Source organism: Actinomadura sp. WAC 06369 (genome assembly GCF_003947565.1).
Lineage (GTDB): Bacteria > Actinomycetota > Actinomycetes > Streptosporangiales > Streptosporangiaceae > Spirillospora > Spirillospora rifamycini.
Map to the genome: position 1 here is coordinate 12,545 of NZ_QHJN01000025.1, position 21,250 is coordinate 33,794.

Annotated in this window: 10 protein-coding genes; 7 read left to right on the plus strand and 3 right to left on the minus strand. The window is 76.7% G+C overall.

Features of this window, described 5'->3' with window-relative positions; all coding sequences use genetic code 11:
* Positions 1-30 precede the first annotated feature (30 nt).
* From DMH08_RS09515 to DMH08_RS09540, 6 genes are read left to right on the plus strand one after another with little or no spacing between them, the layout of a single operon-like run.
* Positions 31-1,140, plus strand: a complete 1,110-nt coding sequence (locus DMH08_RS09515) for an amidohydrolase family protein (RefSeq protein ID WP_034520943.1) — start codon at positions 31-33, stop codon at positions 1,138-1,140.
* A 45-nt stretch (positions 1,141-1,185) separates the two neighbouring features.
* Complete coding sequence (locus DMH08_RS09520) at positions 1,186-2,574, plus strand: FAD-dependent oxidoreductase (protein ID WP_125613101.1); 1,389 nt, start codon at positions 1,186-1,188, stop codon at positions 2,572-2,574.
* A 47-nt stretch (positions 2,575-2,621) separates the two neighbouring features.
* On the plus strand, positions 2,622-6,047 hold the full coding sequence (locus DMH08_RS09525) for a DUF4132 domain-containing protein (RefSeq protein ID WP_125613103.1): 3,426 nt from the start codon (positions 2,622-2,624) through the stop codon (positions 6,045-6,047).
* Positions 6,044-9,409 carry a DUF4132 domain-containing protein gene (locus tag DMH08_RS09530; protein WP_125613106.1) on the plus strand — a complete coding sequence of 1,122 codons (3,366 nt, stop codon included), beginning with the start codon at positions 6,044-6,046 and terminating at the stop codon, positions 9,407-9,409. The genes DMH08_RS09525 and DMH08_RS09530 overlap by 4 nt, the downstream gene beginning before the upstream one ends.
* The gene (locus tag DMH08_RS09535) at positions 9,406-12,726 is read left to right on the plus strand and encodes a DUF4132 domain-containing protein (protein WP_125613108.1); all 3,321 of its coding nucleotides are present in this window, start codon (positions 9,406-9,408) and stop codon (positions 12,724-12,726) included. Before DMH08_RS09530 ends, DMH08_RS09535 begins: the two co-directional genes overlap by 4 nt.
* A 15-nt stretch (positions 12,727-12,741) precedes the next feature.
* Positions 12,742-14,931, plus strand: a complete 2,190-nt coding sequence (locus DMH08_RS09540) for a DUF4132 domain-containing protein (RefSeq protein ID WP_125613110.1) — start codon at positions 12,742-12,744, stop codon at positions 14,929-14,931.
* 15 nt (positions 14,932-14,946) lie between these two features.
* On the opposite strand, the gene DMH08_RS09545 is transcribed toward DMH08_RS09540, so the two are convergent.
* Genes DMH08_RS09545 through DMH08_RS09555 form a run of 3 tightly spaced genes read right to left on the minus strand, consistent with a single transcriptional unit; the run spans position 14,947 to position 20,289 of the window.
* On the minus strand, positions 14,947-16,227 hold the full coding sequence (locus tag DMH08_RS09545; RefSeq protein WP_125613112.1) for a hypothetical protein: 1,281 nt from the start codon (positions 16,225-16,227) through the stop codon (positions 14,947-14,949).
* Between the two features lie 34 nt (positions 16,228-16,261).
* Positions 16,262-18,547 carry a hypothetical protein gene (locus DMH08_RS09550; RefSeq protein ID WP_125613114.1) on the minus strand — a complete coding sequence of 762 codons (2,286 nt, stop codon included), beginning with the start codon at positions 18,545-18,547 and terminating at the stop codon, positions 16,262-16,264.
* Entirely contained in the window at positions 18,547-20,289 is a 1,743-nt protein-coding gene (locus DMH08_RS09555) for an HSP90 family protein (protein WP_125613116.1), read from the minus strand. The genes DMH08_RS09550 and DMH08_RS09555 overlap by 1 nt, the downstream gene beginning before the upstream one ends.
* 202 nt (positions 20,290-20,491) lie before the next feature.
* On the opposite strand from DMH08_RS09555, the gene DMH08_RS09560 reads away from it, so the two are divergent.
* Positions 20,492-21,241: a maleylpyruvate isomerase family mycothiol-dependent enzyme gene (locus tag DMH08_RS09560; RefSeq protein ID WP_125613118.1), complete on the plus strand. Its 750-nt coding sequence runs from the start codon at positions 20,492-20,494 to the stop codon at positions 21,239-21,241.
* Positions 21,242-21,250 lie beyond the last annotated feature (9 nt).

Consider the following 21,250-nt stretch of genomic DNA (forward strand, 5'->3'; position numbering starts at 1 on the left):
TCGGGACATGTCGCGGAGAGGAAGCCGGCCGTGCTGGAGTACCTGGAGTCGCTGCCGCTCGTCGACCACCACTGCCACGGGGTGTTCGAGGCGGACACGGACCGCGCCGCGTTCGAGGCGGCGCTGACCGAGGCGGACGCGCCGGGCCCGCCGGGCGCGTCCCTGTTCGACTCGCAGATCGGCTTCGCGCTGCGCCGCTGGTGCCCGCCCGTCCTCGACCTGGACGCGCACGCCGAGCCGGGCGACTACCTGGAGCGGCGCGCGGACCTCGGCGCCGCCGAGGTGAACCGGCGGTTCCTCGCGGCGGCCGGCCTGCGCGCCCTGTGCGTGGACACCGGGCACGCCCCGCGGCCGGTCCTCGGCCCGGCCGCGCTGGGGGAGGCGGCGGGGGCGGACGCCCGCGAGGTGCTGCGGCTGGAGACGGTCGCGGAGGAGGTCGCGGCCGAGGGGGTGTCCGCGTCCGGGTTCGCCGCCGAGGTCCGCGCCCGGATCGAGGCGCGCGCCCCGTCGGTGGTCGCGGCCAAGTCCGTCGCCGCGTACCGGGCGGGGCTGGAGATGCCGGGGCGCCGGCCGTCCGAGGCGGAGGTCGCGGCGGCCGCCGGACGGCTCATGCGGCACCTTCAGCCGCGCGCCTCCGAGGAGCCGCTGCACCGCTTCCTGGTGTGGTGCGCCGTGGATGCGGGCCTGCCCGTCCAGTTCCACGTCGGGTACGGCGACCTGGACGCCGACCTGCGGCGCGGCGACCCGCTGCTGCTGGTCGACCTGCTGCGGGCGATGAACGACGCGGGCGTCCCGGCGATGCTCCTGCACAACTACCCGTACCACCGCAACGCGGGCTACCTGGCGCAGGTCCTGCCGAACGTGTACGTGGACGCCGGACTCGCCATGAACAACCTCGGGCACCGCGCGCACGTCCTGCTGGGCGAGCTGCTGGAGCTGGCGCCGTTCGGGAAGGTGCTGTACTCGTCCGACGCGTACGGCCTCGCCGAGCTGTACCACCTCGGCGCGCTCCTGTTCAGGCGGGCGCTCGCCGGGCACCTCGCCGGGGGAGTGGACGACGGCGCCTGGACGGCGGGGGACGCGCGGCGGGTCGCGGAGATGGCCGCCCGCGGCAACGCCGAGCGCGTCTACGGGCTCTGACGGCCGGTAGCCTCAAAAACGATCATCGGTGACGGGAGGACGACCATGGCCGGACGCGAACGCCTGCTGGTGATCGGCGGGGACGCCGCGGGGCTGAGCGCCGCGTCGCAGGCCCGCCGCCGCCGCGACGCCGCCGACCTGGAGATCGTCGCGTTCGAGCGCGGCCGCCACGCGTCCTACTCGGCCTGCGGCATCCCGTACTACGTGGGCGGCGTCGTGGACGGCGCCGACCGGCTGATCGCCCGGACGCCCGCGGAGTTCGCCGCCCGCGACATCGACCTGCGGCTCCGCACCGAGGCCGTCGAGATCGACACGGCGGGCGGGCGGGTGCGGGTGCGCGACGCCGCGTCCGGCGCGGAGGCGTGGGAGCCCTACGACCACCTGATGGTCGCGACGGGCGCGGTCCCGGTGCGGCCGCCGCTGCCCGGCGCGGACGCGCACGGCGTGCACGGCGTGCAGACGCTCGACGACGGCATCGCGATCCACCGCGCGCTGGAGGCGGACTCGCCGCGCCGCGCGGTCGTCGTGGGCGGCGGCTACATCGGCCTGGAGATGGCGGAGGCGATGGTGATGCGCGGGCTGCACGTCGCGCTCGTCGACGCCGCCGAGCAGCCGATGACCACCCTCGACCCCGACATGGGGGCGCTCGTCGCGGACGCGATGCGCGGCCTCGGCATCGACCTCTACCTCGGCGAACCGGTCGCGGGCTTCGACACCGACGCGTCCGGCCGGGTCACGGCCGTCCGCACGGAGGCGCGGACGCTGCCCGCCGACATCGTCGTCCTCGGGCTGGGCGTCCGGCCGGGCGGCGAACTGGCCCGCGACGCGGGGATCGAGGTGGGCGCGACCGGCGGGGTCGTCACCGACCGCCGCATGCGGACCCGCACCGAGCGCGTCTGGGCGGCGGGCGACTGCGTGGAGTCCCGCCACCTGGTGTCGGGCGAGGCCGTCGCGATCCCGCTCGGCACCCACGCCAACAAGCAGGGCCGCGTCGCCGGGATCAACCTCGGCGGCGGCTACGCGACGTTCCCGGGCGTGCTCGGCACCGCGATCTCCAAGATCTGCCGCGTGGAGGTGGCGCGCACCGGCCTGAACGAGCGGGAGGCGGCCGACGCCGGCTTCGCGGCGCTCAGCGTCGCGGTCGAGTCCACGACCCGCGCCGGGTACCACCCGGACGCCACCTCGATGACCACCAAGCTGGTCGTCGAGCGCCGCTCGGGGCGGCTGCTCGGCGCGCAGATCGTCGGCGAGGAGGGTGCGGCGAAGCGGGTGGACGGCCTCGCGGTGATGCTGTGGAACCGGATGACGGTCGAGGAGATGACGGGCCTCGACCTCGCCTACGCGCCGCCGTTCTCGCCCGTCTGGGACCCGGTGCTGATCGCCGCCCGCAAGGCCGCCGAACGCGTCGAGCGGGACATGCACGCCCTGGATTGAGCCGTTCCGGACGGCTTTGTCGGTGATCTCCCGTACGGTACGTCACCATGATCGAGACGACGGGCCCCGACGAGAACACGCTGGTCATGCCGGACGGCTGGGCGCGTGCCCGGCATCCCCGCCGCGACCGGCCCGGGGTCCCGGCGCCGCCCGCGCCCGACCGGTCCGCCGCCGAGCGCGTCCGCGGCCTCGTCGCCGCCGTGCGCGACGACATCGACCACGTCCTCGGGCTCCCGGACACCGCGCCCGACATCGCCGACGCGGCCCGCGCCCACCTGGGCGGCGAGGCGAACGGGCTCGGCGCGGCCGCGGTCGCGTACGTCACCGCGCCGCTGAACCACATGTCGCAGTGGTCCGATCCGCCGCCCGACCGCCTGTTCCTCGACGCGCTGGTGGCCGAGCACGGCGTCGCGTTCGCCGCCCGCGCCTACACGGAGTGGGCCGGAATCCATGCCGACAACCCCGCGTGCGCCAACCGCACGGGTTTCCCGACGACCTACGGGGGACGCCGCGACGCGCTCCTGGCGATGACGGTCCGCCACCACGGCCCCGACGACCTGCTCTACGACTGGTGGCTCACCCGGGGGAGCGCCCGGTCGCTGCGCACCCTGCTCGCCGCCGCCCCGGACGACGTCTACGCCGAGGCCGTCGACGGCATCGCGGGCGCCCGCCGCCACCCGCTGCAGAAGCTCGTCGCCGCCTACCTGGCGCCGACCCGCGACGACTGGGTCGAGGACCTGTGGGCGCGTCCCGGCGAGAGCCGGTTCGGTTGGGCGGGCTGGCTGGCGCTCTGCGCGCTCGGCCGCCCGCACCAGCCCGCCGCGCTCGGCCAACCACTGCACTACCACTGCGACCGCGAGGTCGTCGCGACGCTGCTCGACGGCGTCGGGGCCGAACCCGTCGTGCCGCTGCTGGTCGAGGCGCTGGACGGCCCGTACGTGAGCACCACCGACGCGGTCGCGCGGACGCTGGGGTTCCTCGCCGCGCTGCCCCGGGACGAGGCGTTCCAGGCGCTCGTCGACCGGATCGACGAGCCCAAGGTCGCCCCCGCCCTGATGGAGGCCGCCCGCCGCTTCCCGAACCGCGCGATGCGGCTGCTGCCGGGCTCCCCGTCCCCGCGGGCCGCGGAGCTGCTGTCCGTGCACGTCCGCGCGAACCCCGGTATCGCCGAGGACGTCGCGCCCGGCCTCCCGGACGGGGAGCGGGCGAAGGTCCGCGAGATCCTCGACGCGATCGCGCGGGTCCCGGCCGCCGCGGACCTGCCGCCGCTGCTGACCGAGCCGCCGTGGACCCGCCCCCGGCGCAAGAGCAGGCCGGTCGTCATCGAGGACCTGCCTCTGCCCGGCTCCCGCGCGGTCGCCTGGGGCCCGGGCGAGCGCGACGCCTGGGCGGGGCGGGGGACCGATCTCTGGAACTTGCGCGCGCAGGGGGAGGACTTCGACGACCTGGCCGCGAAGGTCGCGGCGGGAGAGGACCACTACTGGTACGAGGGGCCCCTCCTGTTCCTCAAGGGCCCCGAGGAGACGGCGCGACCGCTGCTGGAGGGCTGGAAACCGAGGAACCTCTGGGAGGGGAACGGGTGGCTGCCGATGCTGATCGCGCGCCACGGGGCGGCCGCGTGCGCCCCCGCCCTGGCCGCCGCCCGCAAGGACCCGGCGTCCTTCGGGCCGTACCTGCTGCCGCTGCTGTCCGACGGGATCGCGCGGACGATGGCGGACTGGCTCGTCCGCCTCAAGTCCGCGGGCAGGACCGCCCGCGCCTGGTTCCGCCGCCACGGGACGGCCGCCGCGCCCGCACTCGTCCCGGACGCGCTCGGCAAGGCGGGGCCCGCGCGCCGCGCGGCCGAGGCGGCCCTGCGGCTGATCGCCGACCGCACCGGCCCGGAGGAGATCGTCGCGGCGGCGCGCGTCCACGGCGACGCGGCGGCCGCGGCGGTCGAGGCGCTGCTGGCGGCCGACCCGCTGGACGACCTGCCGAAGAAGATCCCGGCCGTGGAGTGGGCGGACCCGCGCACGCTCCCGCAGATCCTGCTGCGGGACCGCACGCGCGCCCTCCCGGACGAGGCGGCCGGGCACGTCCTGACGATGCTGGCGATGTCGAAGGCGGACGACCCGTACGCGGGCGTCCGCGTCGTCCGCGACCTGTGCGACCCGGAGTCGCTCGCCGAGTTCGGCTGGGCGCTGTTCCGCCGGTGGCAGGAATCGGGAGCGCCGTCGAAGGAGGGCTGGGCGCTCACGCAGCTCGCGCTGACCGGCGGCGACGACACCGTCCGCCGCCTCACGCCCGTGATCCGGGCCTGGCCGGGCGACGGCGGCCACACCAAGGCCGTCACCGGCCTCGACGTCCTCGCCGCCATCGGCACCGAGACGGCGCTGATGCACCTCAACGGCATCGCGCAGCGGGTGAAGTTCAAGGGGCTGAAGACCCGGGCGCAGGAGAAGATCCAGGAGGTCGCGGCCGAACTCGGGCTCTCCGCCGACCAGCTCGCGGACCGCGTCGTCCCGGACTTCGGCCTGGACGCGTCGGGCACGCTGACGCTCGACTACGGTCCGCGCCGGTTCGTGATCGGGTTCGACGAGCTGCTGCGGCCCACGATCGCCGACGGGGACGGCAGGCTCCGCAAGACGCTGCCGAAGCCGGGCGCCGCGGACGACCCCGAACTGGCACCGGCCGCGTACAAGCGGTTCGCGGCGCTGAAGAAGGACGTGCGCACGATCGCGACCGACCAGCTGGCGCGCTACGAGCGGGCGATGGTCACCGGCCGCCGCTGGCCGCTCCCCGACTTCCGCGACCACCTCGCCGGGCACCCCCTCGTCGGCCGCCTCGTGCGGCGCCTGGTGTGGCTGGCCGAGGACGGTGCCGCCGGCGCCGCCGGCGCCGACGGTGCCGACGGGGGCGCGGTGGCGTTCCGCGTCGCCGAGGACGGCACGTTCGCGGACGCCGAGGACGACACCGTCCCCCTCGCCGACACCGCGCGCGTCCGCGTCGCGCACCCCGTCCACCTGGGCGGCGAGCTGAAGGCGTGGACGGACCTGTTCGCCGACTACGAGATCCTCCAGCCGTTCGAGCAGCTCCGGCGCCCCGTGCACGCCCTCTCCCCGGAGGAGGTCGACGGCGGCACGCTGCCCCGGTTCGAGGGGGCGGTGGCGCCGATCGGGGCGCTCCTCGCCCTCACGCGGCGCGGCTGGGAGCGCGGGGCGCCGATGGACGCGGGCATCGAGCACTACGTCTCCAAGCCGCTCCCCGAGGGCCGCCACCTCGTCCTCGGCATCACCCCCGGCATCACCGTCGGGATGGCCGACGACTTCGGGGACCAGACCCTCACCGACGTCCGGGTCGCCGCGGTGGCCGGCGAGTACCGGCCGGGCCAGGGCGGGGCCCTCCGCCTCGGCGACCTCGACCCGGTCACCGTCTCCGAGATGCTCGCCGAGCTGATCCGGCTGACCGGCGTGACGGACGGGACGCCCGCATGACCGACGAGGACACGCTGGTCATGCCGGACGCCTGGCGCGCGGCCGTCCATCCGCGGCGCGGCGGGCACGTCCCGGAGCCGCCCCCGCCGGACGGGGCCGTGGAGCGGGCGCGCGCCGTCCTGGACAGCGTCCGCGAGGGCGTCCGGCAGGTCGTCGACCATCCGGACACCGCCCCGGACATCGCCGCCGCGGCCCGCGCCCACCTGGGCGGCGAGCCGAACGCGCTCGGCGCGGCGGCGGTCGTGTTCGCCGCCGTCCACGCGGGCGACTGCGCCGACCTGTTCTTCCCGTCCTCCTCGGAGGACGAGTTCGACGACGAGTTCGGGGACGAGTTCGAGGAGGAGTCCGTCGAGGCGTTGCTCGCGGACGCGCTCGCGGCCGAGCACGGCGTCGCGTTCGCCGCGCACGCCTTCACCGAGATGGCGGACATCGTGCTCGCGGGTTCGGAGCGGGACGGCCTGTACGGCGCCGGGCACCGTCCCGCCGTGGCGATGTACCCGAGCGAGGGGTTCTCGCGGAAGGCCGCCCGGTCGCTGCGGTGGCGCCTCGCCGCGGCCCCCGACGACGTGTACGCCGACGCCGCCGAGCGGCTGGAGGGGGCCCGCCGGCACGACTGGCAGCGGATGGTCGCCGCCTACCTCGTGCCGACCCGCGAGGACTGGGTCGAGGACCTGTGCGCGAGCAGCCCGGACTTCCCGGAGCGCTTCTACCACACCGAGGAGTGGATGCTGTTCTGCTCGTTCGGCTGCCCGCGGCAGCTCGCGGCGATGGGGAGCCGGCCGGGGCGGCTCTTCGACGAACAGGTCTTCGCGACGCTGATCGACGTTCTCGGCCCGGCGGACACCGTGCCGCTGCTCGTCCAGGCGCTGGACAGCCGGTCGAGCGGCGCCCGCGTGCCGCTCGAGTTCCTCCCGCTGCTGCCCGTGGACGCCGCGTTCCAGGCGCTCGTGTCCCGGCTCGGCCGCCCCGGCGTCCGCGACCCGCTGCGGGACGCCGCCCGGCGCTTCCCCGAGCGGGCGGTGCGGCTGCTGTCGGCCGCGTCGTCGCGGCTCGCCGCGGACGTCCTGGCCGAGCACGTCCGCGCGCACCCGGCCGCCGCGGAGCGGGCCGCGGCGGACCTCCCGGCGGCGCGGCGGGCGGCGGTCCGGTCGATGCTCGCGCGCCGGCCGGCGCCCGCGGACCTGCCGCCGCTGCTGACCGCGCCGCCGTGGACCCGCGCCGCGACGGCCCGCCCGCCCGCCGTGCGGGGCCTGGCCGCGCCGGGCGCCCGCGGGGTCGCGTGGGCGCCCGGCGAGCGCGACGCCTGGCTGGCCGGGGTCCCGGAAAGCTGGCACCGCACGGACGTCCACTTCCCCGCGGTGGCCGCGAACTGGCCGCCCGGCGGCTATCCGGTGCGCGGCCCGGACGAGTTCCTGGCGGTGGGGCCCGAGGACCTGCTGCGGCCCCTCATGGAGGGCTGGGAGCCCGCGAACGTGTCGCGGGCCGCGACGTGGCTGCCGGCGCTCGTCGCGCGCCTCGAACTGGACGCGTGCGACCCCGCCCTGCACCTCGCCCGCCGCAACCCGGACGCCTTCGGGCGGTACGTGCTGCCGCTGCGCACCGACGGGATCGCGCGGACGATGGCGGACTGGCTCGTCCGCCTCAGGACCTCGGGGCGGACGGCCCGCGCCTGGTTCCGCCGGCACGGCGCCGCCGCCGCGCCGTCGCTCGTCCCGGACGCGCTCGGGGCGCCGGGCCCCGCCCGCCGCGCCGCCGAGCACGCCCTCCGGTTCGTCGCCGCGCACGACGGCCCCGAGGCGGTCGTCGAGGCGTCCCGCGCGCACGGGGACCGGGCGGCCGCCGCGGTCGGGGCGCTGCTGGCCGCCGACCCGCTGGACGACCTGCCGAAGAAGGTCCCGGACGTCGGGTGGGTCGACCTGGGGGTCCTCCCGCAGATCCTGCTGCGCGACCGGGAACACGCTCTGCCGGACGACGCGGCACGGCACGTCCTGACGGTGCTCGCGGTGTCCCGGCTCGACGACCCGTACGCGGGCGCGGCCGTCGTCCGCGAGATCTGCGACCCGGAATCGCTCGCCGAGTTCGGCTGGGCGCTGTTCCGCCACTGGGAGTTCGCCGGGGCGCCGTCCAAGGAGAACTGGGCGCTGACCCAGCTCGCGGTGACCGGCGACGACGAGACGGCCCGGCGGCTCGCCCCGGTGATCCGCGCGTGGCCGGGCGACGGCGGCCACGCGAAGGCCGTGCTCGGGCTGGACGTCCTCACCGCGATCGGCACCGAGACCGCGCTGGCGAACCTGTACTCGATCTCCCAGCGGGTGAAGTTCAAGGGGCTCCGAGCGCGCGCGCAGGACAGGATCGAGCAGCTCGCGGCCGACCTGGAGCTGACGGCCGACCAGCTCGCCGACCGGCTCGTCCCGGACTTCGGCCTGGACGCGTCGGGCACGCTGACGCTCGACTACGGCCCGCGCCGGTTCGTGATCGGGTTCGACGAGCTGCTGCGGCCCACGGTCGCCGACGAGGACGGCGAACCGCGCAAGTCCCTGCCCAAGCCGGGGACCGCGGACGACCCCGAACTCGCCGCCGCCGCCCGCAAGCGGTTCGCGGCTCTGAAGAAGGACGTGCGCGCCGTCGCCGCCGACCAGATCGGCCGGCTGGAAGCGGCGATGGTGTCCCGGCGGCGGTGGCGGGCCGCGGAGTTCCGCGAGCACCTCGCCGGGCACCCGCTCGTCGGGAACCTCGCCCGCCGCCTGGTCTGGCTCGCCGAGACCGGCGCCGACGACGGAGCCGAGGGCGGCGGCGCGGTCGCGTTCCGCGTCGCCGAGGACGGCACGTTCGCGGACGCCGCCGACGAGGGCGTCGCCCTCCCCGACGGCGCCGCCGTCCGCGTCGCCCACCCCGTCGACCTGGCCGGCTCCCTGCCGGTCTGGAGGGCCCTGTTCGCCGACTACGAGATCCTGCAGCCGTTCGAGCAGCTCGCCCGCCCCGTCCACGCCCTCACCGCGGACGAGCGCGCGGGCGGCCGGCTGGCCCGGTTCGAGGGCCGCAGGGCGGAGGTCGCCGCCGTCCTCGGCCTGGCCCGGCGCGGCTGGGAGCGCGGCGCCCCGATGGAGGTCGGGTTCGAACGCTGGATCTCCCGCCCGCTGCCCGGCGGCCCGCACCTCGTGGTCACCCTCGACCCGGGCTTCCCCGTCGGCGGCCTCGACGAGCGGGAGGACCAGACCCTCGTCGACGTCCGGCTCGCCGGAGCCCCGTACGAGTATGCGAAGGGCAGCCCCGACCCGGACCTGCGCTTCGGCGACGTCGATCCCGTGACCGCCTCCGAGATCATCACCGACCTCGTCCACCTGACCCGGGAACCCCGATGACCGACGAGAACGCCTTCACCATGCCGGACGGCTGGCGCCGCACGCTGCACCCGCGCCGCGACCGCCCGCCCGTCCCGCCGCCGCCCGCCCCCGACCGGGACGCCGCCGATCGCGTGCGGGCCCTCGTCGACGAGCGGCGCGACGAGATCGACGAGGTTCTCGCGCTGCCCGGTACGGACGCGGCGGTCGCCGAGGCGGCCCGCGCCCACCTGAACGGCGACGCGGACCCGCGGGGCGCGGCGGCGGTCGCGCTCGTGACCGTTGCCCTGCACCAGTTGCAGTACGAGAGGGCGGACCGGCTGTTCGCCGACGCCTGGACGGCAGACCACGGGATCGCGTTCGCCGCGTGCGCGTTCGCGGAGATGGGCGGGCTCCGCGCCGTGCACGCCGTCACCCGCCGGCCCCCGCGGGGGAAGCGGCGAGGGAAGGGCGACGGCGGGCTCAGGTGGACGGGCGTCAAGCAGCGCCGCCCGTCCGACGCGCAGCTCGAGCCGTGGATCGAGGAGGACACCGTCCGGCGGCTGCGCGCCCGGCTCGCCGCCGCGCCGGACGACGTGTACGCGGCGGCCGTCGAGGGACTCGCGCGGCGCCGCGACCACCACCTCCGGCGGCTGATCGCCGTGTACCTCGCGCCGACCCGGCGCGACTGGGTCGAGGAGTTCTGCGCGGACCCCGGCCGGCGCACCCCGGAACGGTGGTGGATGCTGCTGTGCTCGCTGGGCGAGCCGCACCAGCCCGCCGCGCTCGGCGTGCCGCTCGACCGCCACCACCCGGCCCTCGACGTCCTCGCGACCCTCGTGGACGGCGTGGGCCCCGGTCCGGTCCTCCCGCTCCTCCTCGACGCCCTGGACGACGACTACCTCGGCAGCGACCGCGTGCTCCTCGATGTCCTCGCCGCGCTGCCGCTGGACGACGCGTTCCGGGTGCTCGTCGAGCGGGCCGGCCGCCCGGGCGTCCCGTCCGCGCTGCTCGGCGCCGCCCGCCGGTTCCCGGCCCGGGCGATGCGGCTGCTGCCGGAGGGCGACGCCCCGCAGGCCGCCGAGCTGCTCGCGGGGCACGTCCGGTCCCGTCCGGACCTCGCCGAGGGGACCCTCCCGGCGCTGTCCGGCGCGGCGGCGGTGCGGGTCCGGGAGATCCTCGACGCGGACGCGCGCGTCCCGGTCGCCACCGATCTGCCGCCGCTGCTGACCGAGCCGCCGTGGACGCGGGCCGGTGCCACCGCGAAGCCCGTCGTCATCAAGGACCTCCCGTCGCCGGGTGTCCGCGCGGTGGCCTGGGAGCCGGACGAGCGCGAGGCATGGACGTCCCGGACGCCTTACCTGTGGAAGTGGTCCGACCGGCTCGACTTCGCGAAGCTGGCCGGGAAGTTCGACAGGATCCCCCCGCACCAGCAGGTCGTCGTCCTCGTGAAGGGCCCCGAGGACGTCGCCCGCCCGCTCCTCGCGGGCTGGGAGCCCCCGCCCGCGTGGGAGCCCGCCGACTGGATGCGGATACTGGTCGGACGGTTCGGAACGGTTGCGCACGATCCCGCGCTGGCGCTCGCCCGGAACGACCCGGCGAACCTCGCCGGGGTCCTGCTGCCGCTGCTCAGCGACGAGATCGCGCGGACGATGGCGGACTGGCTCGTCCGGCTGAAGACCGCGAGCAGGACGGCCCGCGCCTGGTTCGCCCGGCACGGCGCCGCCGCCGCGCCCGCGCTCGTCCCGGACGCGCTCGGCAAGGCGGGGGCGGCGCGCCGCGCGGCCGAGCACGCGCTGCGCCTGATCGCGGACCGGGAGGGCGCGGAGCCGGTCGTCGCGGCGGCGCGCGTCCACGGGGACGCGGCGGCCGCCGCGATCGGGGCGCTGCTCGCCGCCGACCCGCTGGACGACCTGCCGAAGAAGATCCCGTCCCCTGAGTGGGTCGATCCGCGCGTCCTGCCGCGGCTCCTGCTGCGCGGCCGGACGCACGCCCTGCCCGACGAGTCCGTCGCGCATGTCCTCACCATGCTGGCGATGTCGAAGCCGGACGAGGTGTACGCGGGCGTCCGCGTGGTGCGGGAGCTGTGCGACCCGGGGTCGCTGGCGGAGTTCGGGTGGGCGCTGTTCCGCTGGTGGGAGGCGTGCGGTTCGTCCTCGAAGGAGAACTGGGCGCTGACCCAGCTCGGCCTGACGGGCGACGACGGCACCGTGCTCCGCCTCGCCCCGGTGATCCGCGCGTGGCCGGGGGAGAGCGGGCACGCCCGCGCCGTGCTCGGGCTGGACGTCCTGGCCGCGATCGGTACCGAGACCGCGCTGACGAACCTGCATTCGATCGCGCAGCGGGTGAAGTTCAAGGGGCTGAAGGCGAAGGCGCAGGAGAAGATCGAGGAGGTCGCGGCCGGTCTGGGGCTGACGGGCGACGAGCTCGGCGACCGGCTCGTCCCCGACTTCGGTCTAGACGCCTCGGGCACCCTCACGCTCGACTACGGGGCCCGGCGGTTCACGGTCGGGTTCGACGAGCAGCTCAAGCCGACGGTCACCGATGACGGCGGCACGGTGCGCAAGTCGCTGCCCAAGCCGGGCGTCAAAGACGACCCCGATCTCGCGCCCGCCGCGCACAAGCGGTTCGCGGCGTTGAAGAAGGACGTCCGGACGGTCGCGGCCGACCAGATCGCGCGGCTGGAACGGGCGATGGTGGACGGCCGGCGGTGGCCGCTCGGCGAGTTCCGCGACCTGCTGGCGGGGCATCCCCTCGTCGGCCACCTCGTCCGCCGCCTCGTCTGGCTCGTCGAGGGCGGGTCGGCGTTCCGCGTCGCCGAGGACGGCACGTTCGCCGACGCGGCCGACGAGACGCTCGTCCTGCCGGAAACCGCGCGGGTCGGTATCGCGCATCCGGTCCACCTGGGCGACGGGGTGAAGGCGTGGTCGGAAATGTTCGCCGATTACGAGATCCTGCAGCCGTTCGAGCAGCTCGCCCGGCCCGTCCACGCCCTCACCGAGGACGAGCGGGCCGGCGCCGCCCTGGCCCGCCTCGACGGCCTGAAGGTCCCGCCGGGCGCCGTCCTCGGCCTGGTGGACCGGGGCTGGGAGCGCGCCGCCCCGCAGGACGCGGGCGTCGAACCGTGGATCTCCCGCCGCGCCGGGTCCGGACGGTACGTCGTCATCGACCTCCGCCCCGGCATCACCGTCGGCCGCCCCGACGAGTTCGGCGACCAGACCCTCGGCGTCCGGATCGCCGACCGGCCCGGCGACCGGTACTCCGCCCCGGACACCGGCCCGACGTTCGGCGACCTCGACCCCGTGACCGCGTCCGAGGTCCTCGCCGACCTCGCCCGCCTCGCCGCCTCCGCCCGCTGACCCGAAGGCAGTCCCATGACACCGACGCTCCCCGAAGCCCTCACCGACCCGCCGTGGCTCCGCAAACCGAAGCGGACCGCCGACTGGAAGGCGGTGACCGTCGAGGGCCTGGAACCCCCGGCCGGGCGCCGCGTCCGCTGGGCGCCCGGCGAGCGCGAGGAGTGGTCCGCGGATCCCGGCGGCGAAGACGAAGCCCACTGGCGGGCGGAGATCGACCGGCACTTCGGCCGGTACGGGGGCGCGGACTTCAGCCGGGCCGACGTGATCGTCCGCGCGCCCGAGCATCTGGCCCGGCCCCTGCTCGCGGAGTTCGCGCCCCGCGACGACGCGAGCTTCGGGCACTGGCTGCGGCCCCTCCTCGCGCGCTGGGAGACGGACGTGTGGGATCTCGTCGTCCGGATGGCCGAGGCCCGCCCGGCCCCCAACGGCTGGGCGGCGGTCCCCCTGCTCGGCGCCGACACGGCCCGCCTCGCCGCCTACTGGCTCTACAAGCTGAAGAGGGCGCGGCACGTCGCCGAGACCTGGTTCGAGCGGCACGGCCCGCTCGCCGCCGGGTACTACCTGGTGCCGGACGCCCTCGGCGCGGCGGCCGCGCCCCGCCGGTACGCGGTCCACGCGCTGCGGCACGTCGCCGCCATGGACGCCGGGCTGGTCGTGCGCGCCGCCCGCGCCTACGGCGACGAGGCGGCCGCCGCCGTGGAGCGGATGCTGGCGGAGGCGCCGTCCGGCGTCGCCCCGGCGGAGCGTCCCCCCGCGCCGCCGAAGCGGCCCGCCTGGGCGGACGCCCCGTCGGTGCCCCGCCCGGTGCTGCGGGACGGCGGCGGCGAACTCCCCGCCGACGCGGCCCGCAACCTCGTGCTGCTCCTCGCCATCGCGGGCCGCCCCAGCGAGTACCCCGGCGCGGACGACGCCCTCGCCGAGGTCGGGGCGATCTGCGAGCCCGCGTCCCTCGCCGCGTTCGCGTGGGGCCTGTTCGAGGCGTGGCTGGACGGCGGCCGCCCGGCCCGCGACGGGTGGGTGCCGCGCGCCCTCGGCCGGTTCGGCGACGCCGGGACCGTCCGCCGCCTCGCCCCGCTGGTCCTCGGATGGACGAAGCCGGACACCGCCGATCTGAGGAGCGGCGCGCTCCGCGCGATCGTGGAGATCGGCGGGGACGCGGCGGCGGAGCACCTGAACGACATCGCGATGCGGGCGCGCACCAAGACCGTCCGGGACGCCGCCCGGTACCGCCTCGGCGGGATCGCCGAGGCGCGCGGCCTCACCGCCGAGCGGCTCGCCGACCGGCTCGCCCCCGACCTCGGGCTGGACGCCGCGGGCACGCTCGTCCTCGACTACGGCGCGCGCCGCTTCACGGCCGCCGTCGACGACCGGCTCGTGCCGTTCGTCGTCGACGAGGACGGCCGGGTCCGCAAGAGCCTCCCGAAACCGGGCGTGCGGGACGACGCCGAACGCGCGGCGGCGGCCCGGGAGCGGTTCGCGCGGCTCAAGGCCGACGTCCGCGTCGTCGGCGCCGACCGGATCGCGAGCCTCGAACACGCCATGATTGCCGGGCGGGGCTGGACGCCCGGCGAGTTCCGCGCGTACATCGCCCGGCACCCGGTCGTCCGGCCCATCGCCCGCCGCCTCGTGTGGCGGGCGGCGGACGGGACGTCGTTCCGCATCGCCGAGGACGGCACGCTCGCCGACGCCGCCGACGAGGCCGTCGACCTCCCGGCGGACTCGGAGATCACCGTCGTGCACCCCGTCCTGCTCGGCGAGGAGGAGCACAAGGCGTGGTCGGCGCTGTTCGCCGACTACGAGATCCTCCAGCCGTTCCCGCAGCTCGGACGGCCCTGCCGCGTCCTGACCGCGGACGAGCGGGGCACGGACCGCCTCGCCCGGTACGAGGGCGCCGTGCTCCCGGCCGCCGGCGCGCGGGCGCTGCTCCGCGGGGGCTGGCGCCAGGCCATGGCCAGCGGGGGCCGCCGGCCGTGGATCGCGGTCGGGGCGGGGGAGCGCGCCGTCGCCCTCGACCTCGACCCCGGTCTGCCCGAGTACGACACGTACGAGATCGAGGACCAGGAGGTCCGCGGGGTGCGGCTCGTCGGCTCCGTTTACAGCGCCTGGGTCCCGGACGGGCCGCCGCGGCTCTTCGGCGAGCTGCCCGCGGGCGCCGTCTCCGAGGCCGTCACCGCCTTCGAGGCCGCCCTGCGCGCCACCGGCTGACCGGCACCGGGGCCGTCAGGCGAACCGCGAGCTGCGCACGGGCCCGGGCGAACCGACCGGTTCCCTGGGCCCGGCGGCCGGCCACCGCGGCCGCACCGCCGCGACCAGCGCGGCCAGGGCGGCGTCCGGGTCCGGCGGGGTCGCGCCGTCGCCCTCGTCCGCGTCCGGCTCCGCCCGTACGATCTCCGCGGCGACCTCCGCCGCGGGCCGCTCGTCCGGCTCCGTCCGCTCCACCGACCCGTCCGGCGCCGCCCGCAGCCCCGCGCCCCACGGCGGGACGGCCACCTGGTGCAGCAGCCCGCTCACGTCGGCGGTGACCGGCGGCGGGTCCGTCCAGCAGGTGGCGTGCTCGAACAGCACCTGCCCCTCCGCCCGGTCCCAGAGGCCGCCGAGCGCCTCGCCGTCCGCCTCGTTCAGGTCGTAGGCGACGACGAGCGAGCCCGGCCGCTCCGGCGCGAACGGCTCCGCGGGCAGGCCGAGCAGTTCCGCGGCCGCCAGCCCGAGGATCGTGCTGGACCGGTCCGGCAGCGGCATCACCCGGTCCGGGGCGAGCCCGGCCGCGCCGAGCACCGTCCGCAGCCGCTCGACGGAGCGGCGGCACTGCCCGTACGCGTCGCCGAGGTAGGCGAACCGGCCGGTCATCCCGTCGGCGAACCCGTGCGGCGACAGCGTCAGCAGCACCGCCCCGCCGATCGCGAACTGCCAGCCCCGCAGGTCGCGGTCGTCCAGCGGCGACACCGCCCGCACCGCCCGCGCCCGGGCCAGCAGCCGGTGCAGCCGCTCCGCGGCGGGCGCCCACGTCCCGTCCGGTTCCGGCAGCCCCCGCGCCGCGTCCTCCGCGCGGGCGACGTCCCCGGCCATGAACGCGTTGTAGGCGACGAGGTACCGGTCCGGCCACGGCTCCAGCAGGGCGGCGCGGGCGTCCAGCTCCGCGACCGCCTCCGCGTGCCGGTGCTCCCGCTCCAGCGCGGCGGCCAGCTCCCGGACCAGCCCCACCTCCCCGGGCAGCAGCTCCAGCGCCGCCCGCAGCGCCGGGACGGCCAGGGCCGCCGCCCCGCGCTCGACGCACGCGTACCCGAAGTCGTACAGCTCCTGCGGGCCCGGCTCCCCGCCCCGTCCGGCCGTCCCGGCGACCGCCGCCGCGGCCTCCCGCAGATCGTCGAACCCGGACGCCGCGGCGGCGCCGCCGGCCAGCCGCGCCAGCTCCCGGAGGTCCATGCCGTCGGCGTTCGCCCGCAGGTGCCGCAGCAGCCCGGGGACGTCGCCGTTGTCGAGAAGCGCCTGCGGATCGTCCATGAGCGCGCACACTACTGCCCGGCCCGCCCCGCGATCACCCGGATTTCCCGGCGCGGCCGCCGGCGAGGCCGAAGGCGGCGCGGGTGTGGTACGCGGTCCCCAGGACGTCCTCCCAGCGGCGCGCGTACACGCCGAGGTAGTCGCGGCACGAGGCGGCCATCCGGGCGAAGCTCCAGCCGTCCTCCGGCTCGCAGCACGCGTCCGCGGGCCACGTCCACGGCTCGTCGAGCCCCGCCGCCACCAGCGCCTCGCCCACACGGATCGCGCCCGCGTACGCGCGCAGCAGGTCGAACTCCCAGTCCTCGTCGTCGGTGATGTGGAACAGGCCGAGGACGCGCAGGAGCATGTCCCGCCCGTGCTCCAGCGCCCCCGTCTCCGCGCAGTACAGCAGGTGCGCGGCGACCTCCGCCGCACCGGACGCCGTCAGGTGCGAGCGCTCGTGCACCTCCCGCGCCCGCTCCGCCCGCCCCGCCCGCAGCAGGGCGGGCAGCAGCAGGTCCTCGCGCTCGTCGCCCGGCGGCAGCGCCGCCGCCGCGGCGAACGCCTCGCCGTCGAGCCCAAGGTCGAGCCACCACCGGACGCCGCGCGCGACGCGCCCGCGCGCGGTGTGGGCGGCGGCGGACGGCAGCGCCCGGAACTCCGCCCACGCCGCCCGCGCCGCGTCCGGGTCGCCGCGCCGCGCCGCCTCCTCCGTCCGGAACCAGCGGACGTGGCAGAGGTCGTCGGTCCCGGGGCGGCATCGCGGCTCCAGCAGGTCGAGCAGGCCGCGGACCCGCCGCAGGTGCGGCCCGGGGCGCGCCAGGACCCGGTCCAGCGCGACCGGCACCGCCCGCCACAGCGCGTCCAGCCGCTCCGCCCCGAACAGGTCGGGACGCTCGCCGTGCAGCCGCAGCAGCTCCTCCACCGTCGTGAACAGGTGCTGCCGCCACCGCTCGCGGTTCTCCGGCAGCAGGTCGTCCAGCAGCGCGAACCGGGCGTCCGCGACGATGTCCGCGGCGCCCGCCGCGACCGCGTTCTGCACCACCTGCTGCGTCCGGCTGATCCGCCGCCGCGCGCTCTCGGCGGCCCGCGCCCGGCCGAGCTCGCGCCGCAGCCCGCCCGGGTCGGCGACGGCCAGGTGCGCGGCGAGCCGCGGGCCGGCGTCCCGCGCGGGCGGGGCGGACGGCGGAGGCAGCTCCAGCCGGTCGACGACGGGTTCCGCGCGGATCAGCGCCTCGACCCGCTCCGGCAGGTGCGTCGACCCGTCCATCTCGCCGATCTCGCGGGCCAGGTTCACCGCCCCCCAGTGCAACTGCGCGCCGATCTCGGCGTACGTGGTCAGCGGCAGGTAGTCGCAGTCGGGGTCGTCGCACCCGCACGGCCAGAACCACTCGCGGTCGAGCCCCGCCTCGCAGACGCGGCGGCACAGCAGCGCCGCCGCGGCCGCCGTCCACATGTGCACGGCGTACCGGCAGTCGATCCCGATCCGGCCGAGGTTGCGGTGCAGGACGTCCAGTCCGCGCTCCTCGTTGCCGGTGCGGGCGCAGAACTCCAGGTGCGCGGCGACGTCCTCGTACGTCAGCCCGCGCAGCGCGTAGGTGCGCTGGTGCGCCGCCACCGCCTCGTCGAGCCGCCCGGTGTGCAGGTACGGCATCATCAGGGCGGTCTCGTACGCGTTGTCCTCCCGCACCGGGATCTGACCGGACACCACCGGCGCCATCGCCTCGATCGCGAGGTCGTACCGCCCCAGCCGCGTCCACATGAGCGCGTTCCCGCCGGCGTGCCCGTCGGGGATGAAGTGCTCCTCCGGCGTCCCCTGCACCCGCAGCCGCCGCCACAGCCGCTCCACCTCGGGCACGTTCCCGCGGCGCGCTTCGAGGTCCATGCGGGCGTCGTCCAGCGCGTACCGCGACCAGCGCCGCTCCGGCGGGCAGTACCGCTCCAGCTCGTCGATCAACCGGTGGACGCCGTCCGCGGGCTGGACGTCCATCCGGATGTACCAGTCGAGGACGTTGTAGAACTGCGTCCACATGGCCGTGACGTGCGCGGGGCTGTAGCGGTGCGGTTCGGCGTGCCACATCAGCAGCGCCTTGCGGAGCACGCCGAGCTCCTCCCCGATGACCTCCTGGGAGCGGCGCTTCCAGCTCTTCGAGCGCAGCGCGTACCCGTAGTCGATGCGGACCTCGAACAGCGCCTCCGGGTCGCCGAGCGCCTCCGCGTCGGCCAGCACCGCCTCCATCGCGGCCACGAACACTTCCTTGCCGCCGCCCGGCTTCCCCGGTTCCAGCCGCCACGCCGCCTTGTGCCGCCGCCGCAGCTCCTCGCGGTCGAGCGCGGCCATCACCCCTCCCGGACGGCGTGCTCGACCAGCCCGAGGAACGCGCGGTTCACGCCCGCCACGTCGTCCGGCCGCAGCGGCCGGTTCCCGGTCAGCAGCGCGTACCCGTACAGCGCCTCGACCGACAGCTCCACGACCCGGACGTCCGCGGTGCTCGTCAGCCGCGCCACGACCGGGTTGCGGTGGTTGAACACCAGCCGCGGCCCGGCCCGCTCCGGCTCCCCGGTGGCGATGAAATCCGCCCAGACGCCGTCGGCGTCCTCGTCGGCGCCGTGCCCGCCCGGGTCGCCCTCCAGGTACACCACCGGCAGCGACGCGGGGGAGAACGCCCGCAGCAGCGGCGCGCAGCCGTGCCCCGCCAGGGTCCGCCGCGCGGCGTCCAGGAAGTCGCGGGCCGCGAACTCCACGCCCGGCCCCACCGGGCCGAACCGCGTCGCCAGCTCCGACGTCTCCAGCCTGCGGACGTCCAGGTCCGGGTCCAGCCGCCGCAGCCGGTTCAGGATCTCGACGTGGTAGACGTAGCCGCCGTTCACGAGCGCGATGCCCTGCGCGGCCGCGATGGCCGACAGCTGCCGGAACTCCTCCACGCGCGGCGTGTACCGGATCGAGCGGTGCCGCGCCCGCAGCTCCGCGAGCGTGACGTGCCCCTCGCTCGTCTCGAACGGGACCTGCTCGTCCACGATCCGCAGCATCTCGGCGTCGTGCACCGCCAGCGCCATCACCCCGCGGTAGTGCACCTTCAGGAAGTCCCGCATCCGGGCCGGGTCCGTCGCCGCCAGCCGCACCAGCCACGACCGCAGCGCGTCGCCGAGCCGCTCCCGCGTCACCGCCAGCAGCTCGTCGTCGTACAGCTGCTCCCGGCTCGCCGTCGGCCGCAGCTCCCCGGCGTCCACGACGCACCGGACGAAGAACGCCCACTCCGGCAGCACGCCCTCCACCCGGTCGCCCAGCAGCATCCGCTTCAGGTACACCCGGTGGGTCGCCCGCTCGCTCGGGTTGCTCTCGTACGGCAGGACGAACGCCGCGCCCCGCAGCCCCGCCTCCGGCACCTCCAGCGGGACGGCGTCGAACGGCTCCGCGCCCAGCACCCGCGTCCCGTACGCGACCAGGTCGCCGCGGCCCCGCTCCCACGGCGCCGCCGGCTCGGTGACCCGCTCGCCGTCCACCCGGACGTCGCAGGGCAGCAGCGCGCCGTAGTGCCGCACCAGCTCCCGGACCGTGGACGCCTCCAGCCAGTGCCCGAAGTCCCGCCGGGCCCGCAGCACCACGGTCGTCCCCGGCTCGTCCCGCCGCCCCGGCTCCACGGTGTAGTGCCCGTCCGCGTGGCCGCGCCACACGACCGCCGGGGCGTCCGGGACGGCCGCGCTGCGCGTCACCACCTCGATCTCGTCGGCGACGAGGAAGCACGACAGCAGCCCGATCCCGAACTGCCCGAGGAAGTCGTGCCGCGCCAGTCCCAGCTCGTCCCGCTTCGACGAATTGCCGATCGTCGCGAGCAGCTCGTGCACCTGCGGCTCGGTCAGCCCGACGCCCGCGTCGGCGACCCGCAGCTCCCCGTTCCCCGTCTCGAACCGGATCGGCGCGTCCGTCCCGGCGCCCCGCGCCGTCATCGCGTCCACCGCGTTCTGCAGCAGCTCCCGCACGTACACGCGGGGGCTGCTGTAGAGGTGCCGGCTCAGCAGGTCGACGATCCCGCGCAGATCGACGTTGAAGTTCCGCGCCCCCGTTGGCTCCTGACTCGTCATCACGTGACTGAGATGATCGCCTTCCCCGCACGGTTCCCGCGTGTTCCCCCGGCGGCCGCGCGCACGTCCGGTCGTCCTCCGGCGCGCGGCGCGCGTCGGCGGGCCGCGTCCAGGCCGCGCCGTGCCCGGCCGGGAGACCCCGCACCGGACGCTCGACCCGCTCGTGTTGATCAAGAGGGCGGGACCTGCTGGGATGCCCGGCATGGATCACGCCCGCTTCCTCGGCCACCTCGACGACGAGTTCTCCCGCTTCCGCGCGGCCGCCGCGTCCGGCCTCTCCGCTCCCGTCCCCACCTGCCCCGGCTGGACCGTCGCCGACCTGGCCCGCCACGTCGGCGAGGTGTACCTCGAGAAGGCGCGCACCGTCCGGGAAGGGGCCGAGCCCGAGCCGTGGCCCCCGCCCGGGCTCGCCGCCGAGGACCCGCTCGCCCTGCTCGACCGGTCCTACCCCGACCTGCGCGGCGAGCTCGCCGCCCGGGCGCCCGGAGACCCGTCGGTCACCTGGTACGGCCCCGACCAGACCGTCGGCTTCTGGATGCGCCGCATGGCGCACGAGACGCTGATCCACCGCATCGACGCCGAGCTCGGCGCCGGGCGCCCGGTCGGCGACGTCCCGCCCGACCTCGCCGCCGACGGCATCGACGAACTCCTCAAGGTCTGCGTGGCGTACGCCGTCGCCGAGTGGAGCGAGGAGTTCACCGGCGTCCTCGGCGGCGCCCCCGAACGGACGTACGCGCTGCGGACGGACGGCGCGGCGTGGGCCGTCCGGTCCGGCCCGGACCTGTTCGACGTCCAGGACGGCCCCGGCGGCGGCCCCGCCGACGTCACCCTCTCCGGCCCGCCGGACGCCCTGCTGCGCTGGGTCTGGAACCGCGGCGGCGACGTGCGGATCGAGGGCGACCCGAAGGCCGTCGAGGTCCTGCGCCGGTGCATCGCCATCGCCACCCAGTAGCGGCGCGCG